Raw genomic sequence first — 4,620 nt, 5'->3', positions numbered from 1 at the left:
GTGTATAAGAGACAGCCGTTACCGGCGTCGCCGCCGTTGCCGTTGAGCCCGACCACGCCGTTGTAGACGACTCCCGCGTTGCCACCGTTACCGCCGGCGCCACCGTCACCGCCACTGCCGCCGCGACCACCATCCTGGCCGTCCTGGCCCGGAAGGATCCCGTCCGCGCCGTTGGCACCGGCTCCGCCGTCGCCGCCATCCGCGCCGTTGCCACCGTTGCCGCCATTGCCGGAGTTCCCGGCATCGCGTCCACCGGCGCCACCGTGTCCACCGTTGCCGCCGTAACCGCCGACCTTGCCGTCCACACCGGCGTCGCCGGGGTTGGCGCCGTCGGCACCGGCGGCGCTGTCGCCGCCATGACCGCCGTTACCGCCGTTACCGCCGTCGCCGATCCGGCCTGCGGCGCCACCGTTTCCGGCAGCACCACCGTTCTGACCCTGGCCGTCGGCGAGCACGCCGCCGTTGCCGCCGTTACCACCGTGACCGCCGTTGCCACCACTGATGGCCACCGCACCGTCCGCGCCGGAGGCGGCGCGGGTGCCGTCGCTGTTCAGACCACCGAGGCCCGCGATGCCGACGATGCCACGGTCACCGCCGGCGCCACCGTTCCCGCCGTCGCCGGCGGACAGGCCCGTTCCGTCGTTACCGCCGTTGCCGCCGTTGCCGCCATTGCCGGCATTGCCGGCGTCACCGGCGCTGCCGCCGGCCCCGGCCACACCGGACGCACCAGCCGGGTGGATGCCGAGGAATCCGCCCGCGCCGCCCTTGCCCGCGTTTCCACCGGCGCCTCCGTTGCCGCCGTTGCCACCGTTACCGGCGTCCATGCCGTCTTGTCCGGGCAGGCCGCTGCTGACGCCGGCGCCACCGGCGTTGGTGCCATGCAGGCCGTTCTGACCGTCACCGCCGGCGCCGCCGTCGCCGCCGACACCACCGTTGCCGCCGTTGCCCGCGGCACCGAACAGCAAGCCCGCGCGTCCGCCGGCACCACCGTTGCCGCCGATGCCGCCGAAGCCGCCGTGATCACCGCTCGCGCCGAACGTGGCTCCGTCGGCACCGTCGCCCCCGAAACCTCCGGCGCCACCGGCACCACCGGCCCCGCCGTTGCCGATGAAGATGGCCGCGCCGCCGGTTCCACCGAAACCACCTGCGCCACCGCCGATTCCACCGACACCGCCGGCACCGCCCAGGCCTCCGTTGCCCAGCAGCCAGCCACCGGCACCGCCGTCACCACCGTTACCGGCGTCGCCACCGGCAATACCAGCGAGTCCGGCGCCACCGGCGCCGCCGTTGCCGATCAGTCCGGCCGCTCCGCCGATCCCACCGTCGGCATTGATGGCGTCACCGGCCACCCCGGCGCCGCCGTCGCCGAACAGGAAGCCACCGTCGCCGAGGTTGCCGAAGAGTCCCGAGCTGCCCAGCAGGGAGTCGTTGACACCGTCGAAGCCGTCGATGCCGTTACCGATCAGCACCCGGCCGAACAGGTCGACGAAGGGCTGGTTGACGAGGTTGAGCAGCGGTTCGGCGTAGCCCATCAGGTCTTGGCTGATGGCGTACAGCGGTAGGTAGACGTAGTTCTGGAAGCCCGTGTAGAGCACATGGTCCATCTCCGCCAGCCAGGGGCCCAACGGCTGTGTCGGGTCGAAGGCGAAAATGCTGGAGTCGAACGCGGCACCCGCGTCCAGGCCGTCCAGGACGTCGGCCGACGACCCGGTGAGCCACAGGTCCGAGCCCGCGGACCACGAGTCGAACATCTCCAGGATGGGCTGCGAGAACAGGTCGTCGAAGTCTGCGCTGGCGGACGGAGCGGTTGCGACCGGGCTCACCCCGAAGGCCAGGAATGCGCCGACTGCGCTTCCGGCGCCGGCCACCCGCCCAGCGAAGCCACGGGCACTTTGCCGACGGTCACGACTCTGTTTCATGCCGAATCTCCCAATTTCTGAATTCATTGCCGAATTAATCGCCGGTTCAGCATGAAATCCGCGAACCGTTACGAATCACTCGCGCTGCAAGCTAGCCGAATTTGACGTCGCCGACGAATTGAAAATTAGGTAGTCCCAGAGCCTCGCGCTGCGATAAACCATGATTGACCTGAGAATTAGCCGAAATTGAGAGGTGCGCCATATGGGCGACATCACGATTTACTGACGGCTGTGACTACCGCCACGCATTAGGTAATATTGCTTACGGGTCAGCCCCCATATTGAAATAGCAACGGCCCTGAAAAGGACTAACGGCCCTATCGCACGATCGCAGGCCTCGGCAGGACAACCGTCTGGACCAGTTGCGGATGGGAATCGCCATTCGGCGATAGCCGGGTGACCGGCAGCGGTATAACCACCCCATGGTGCTCAAGGTCAAGGTTCCCCAGGATCTGATCGACGGCGACGTCGAGGTGGGCTACGGCAAGGTCGCCGATGCATTCCGGACCAACTTCGCAGCAGGCCGTGAGGTGGGCGCCGCGGTCGCGGTGTACCGCGACGGCGTCAAGGTCGTTGACCTGTGGGGCGGCTACCGCGACGGGGTTACCCGCCAACCATGGCAGCAGAACACCATGGTCAACGTCTTCTCCACCACCAAGGGCGTGGCGGCCCTGACCGTGGCACTGGCGGTCTCGCGGGGACTCTTCGGCTACGACGACAAGGTGGCAACCCATTGGCCCGAGTTCGCCCAGGCCGGCAAGGGTGACGTCACGATCCGCCAGCTGCTGGGCCATCAGGCCGGACTGAGCTCGCTGAAGCCCGCCCCCACGCTGGCCGACGTCGCCGCCCCGGCACGACTGGCGCCCATGCTGGCCGCCCAGAAACCCCTGTGGGCGCCCGGCACCCGGCACGGCTATCACGCGATCACGTTGGGCTGGTATGAATCTGAGCTGATCCGTCGCACCGACCCGGCGGGTCGCACCCTGGGCCGGTTCTTCGCCGACGAGATCGCCCGGCCGCTCGGGCTGAACCTGCATATCGGCCTGCCGACTTCGGTAACCCGCGATCAAGTGGCGGTGCTGCACCAGTGGAAGCGCGCCGAGTCCCTACTGCACCTCAATGTGATGCCGGCGGCCCTGGTGGCCGCGTCGTTCAATCCGTTCGGGCTGCTGGGACGAGCGAGCTCCATGCCACGCGACGTCAAACCCTGGGACGGCGACTACAACCGCGACGAGGTGCGCGCCGTGGAGATCCCGTCCGCTAACGGGATCGGTTCCGCTTCGGCGATCGCGCGGCTCTACGGCGCAGCGGCCACCGCGGATCCAGCACTACCGCTGAGTCCCGGTGTGCACGACGAACTCACCGCGAAGCCGGCACCACCGGCTCGCGGGGAACGCGACAAAGTGTTGGGCGTCGAGGTGGTGTTCTCGCTGGGCCTGTCCAAGCCGGCGTTTGGTTCCGCCTTTGGGTCGTCGGACAGGGCTTATGGCACACCGGGTTTCGGTGGCTCTTTCGGATTCGCCGATCCCGACACCGGTATCGGCTACTCGTATGTGATGAATCGCCTGGGATTTCACCTCTACAGCGATCCGCGCGAACTCGCGTTGCGCCAGGCATTGTTCCGCGACGTGTTGAGCTGCCGGCTGCAGTCCTAACGACGACGGCGTGCAGACCGAACTACATGTATTGGGGGCAGTAGTGCGCCGTCGAGATCGCGGCGAACTGTCCAGCCGTCTGGATGGTGAAGCCCGGGTTGGTGGCCTGCACCGCGACAACGGTGTCCATCGGGGACAGTCCGGCGTCCATGAGCTGGCACACCGCACGGCCGGCCGACACAGTTGCCTGGTCGCCGGCGCGGTGGCTCAGCCCGGCACCGGAGAGGGTGGCCAGAAACTGCCCATCGACGCCCGACGGCGCGGCGTTGGCGGGGGCGGCCAAGACGACCATCGCGCTCAAGCCTGCCAGCAGCAGTAACCGTTTCATGGCTCTAAGCATGGGCGGCGTCGGTTAAAGACGTGTTTCCGAGCTTTTACTGCGGCGAAGAGAATTGTTGCTTCTGCGTTACGCCTTTCACCAGCGCGACTCCCCCAGCCACAGCACCTGCGCGCCGTTGACCGAGCGTTCGACCTGGTCGACCATCCCGGTCAGCGACCGCACCAGCAGGCTGCCGACCGCATCGGACAGCGCTGCCGCCGGCTGCGACGATTGGCGCGGCCGGACGAACTCCCACAACGACGAGCCGGGATAGGACACGGTGCGGACCTGCGCGTCCGCGTCGAGCCCGGCCAGCACCTTGGCGCGGCGTACCGCCGTGCGCAGCCCGCCCAGTTCGTCGACCAGCCCACGTTCGGCCGCGTCGGCACCGGTCCATACCCGTCCGCGTGCCACCGCGTCCACCGCATCGGTGGACAGGTTGCGCCCTTGCGCCACCCGAGCCACGAAATCGTTGTAGAACAGGTCGGCTTCGGTCTCGACCTGTCCTTGCTGCTCGGCGGTGAACGGGGCGTTAATCGACCAGGCATCGGCGTTGGCGCCGGTACGTACCGTGTCGGTTCCCACTCCAAGGCGGTCTTTGAGCTGACGGGCGACCAGCTTGCCGGTCACCACCCCGATGGATCCGGTGATGGTGCCGGGATTGGCCACGATGGCGTCGGTGCCCGCGGAGATGTAGTACCCGCCGGAGGCCGCGACCGCGCCCATC

Annotated in this window: 3 protein-coding genes and 1 pseudogene; 1 reads left to right on the top strand and 3 read right to left on the bottom strand. The window is 68.1% G+C overall.

Annotation, left to right across the window (positions count from 1 at the left end; translation table 11 throughout):
- A pseudogene (locus LI94_RS23990) lies at positions 1-1,919 on the bottom strand (hypothetical protein); the annotation flags it as partial.
- A 422-nt stretch (positions 1,920-2,341) separates the two neighbouring features.
- Here LI94_RS23990 and LI94_RS20355 point away from each other — a divergent pair.
- A complete protein-coding gene (locus tag LI94_RS20355; RefSeq protein ID WP_046302351.1) occupies positions 2,342-3,574 on the top strand; it encodes an EstA family serine hydrolase in 1,233 nt (410 codons plus the stop codon).
- A 22-nt stretch (positions 3,575-3,596) separates the two neighbouring features.
- Here the strand turns inward: LI94_RS20355 and LI94_RS20350 are convergent, their stop codons facing one another.
- A complete protein-coding gene (locus tag LI94_RS20350; protein WP_052739997.1) occupies positions 3,597-3,902 on the bottom strand; it encodes a DUF732 domain-containing protein in 306 nt (101 codons plus the stop codon).
- Between the two features lie 87 nt (positions 3,903-3,989).
- Positions 3,990-4,620: S49 family peptidase (locus LI94_RS20345; RefSeq protein WP_046302349.1), on the bottom strand; the 631-nt coding region annotated here is incomplete at its 5' end.

It is taken from the genome of Mycobacterium sp. UM_Kg27 (assembly GCF_000972905.1).
Classification (GTDB): Bacteria; Actinomycetota; Actinomycetes; order Mycobacteriales; family Mycobacteriaceae; genus Mycobacterium.
The sequence above is the reverse complement of the archived record's forward strand: the minus strand, read 5'-3'. Positions and strand labels throughout refer to the sequence as shown.

Excerpts from the sequence above, each read along its gene's own strand:
- LI94_RS20355 (WP_046302351.1), top strand. The coding sequence starts at position 2,342 with ATGGTGCTCAAGGTCAAGGTTCCCCAGGATCTGATCGACGGCGACGTC.
- LI94_RS20350 (WP_052739997.1), bottom strand. The coding sequence starts at position 3,902 with ATGAAACGGTTACTGCTGCTGGCAGGCTTGAGCGCGATGGTCGTCTTG.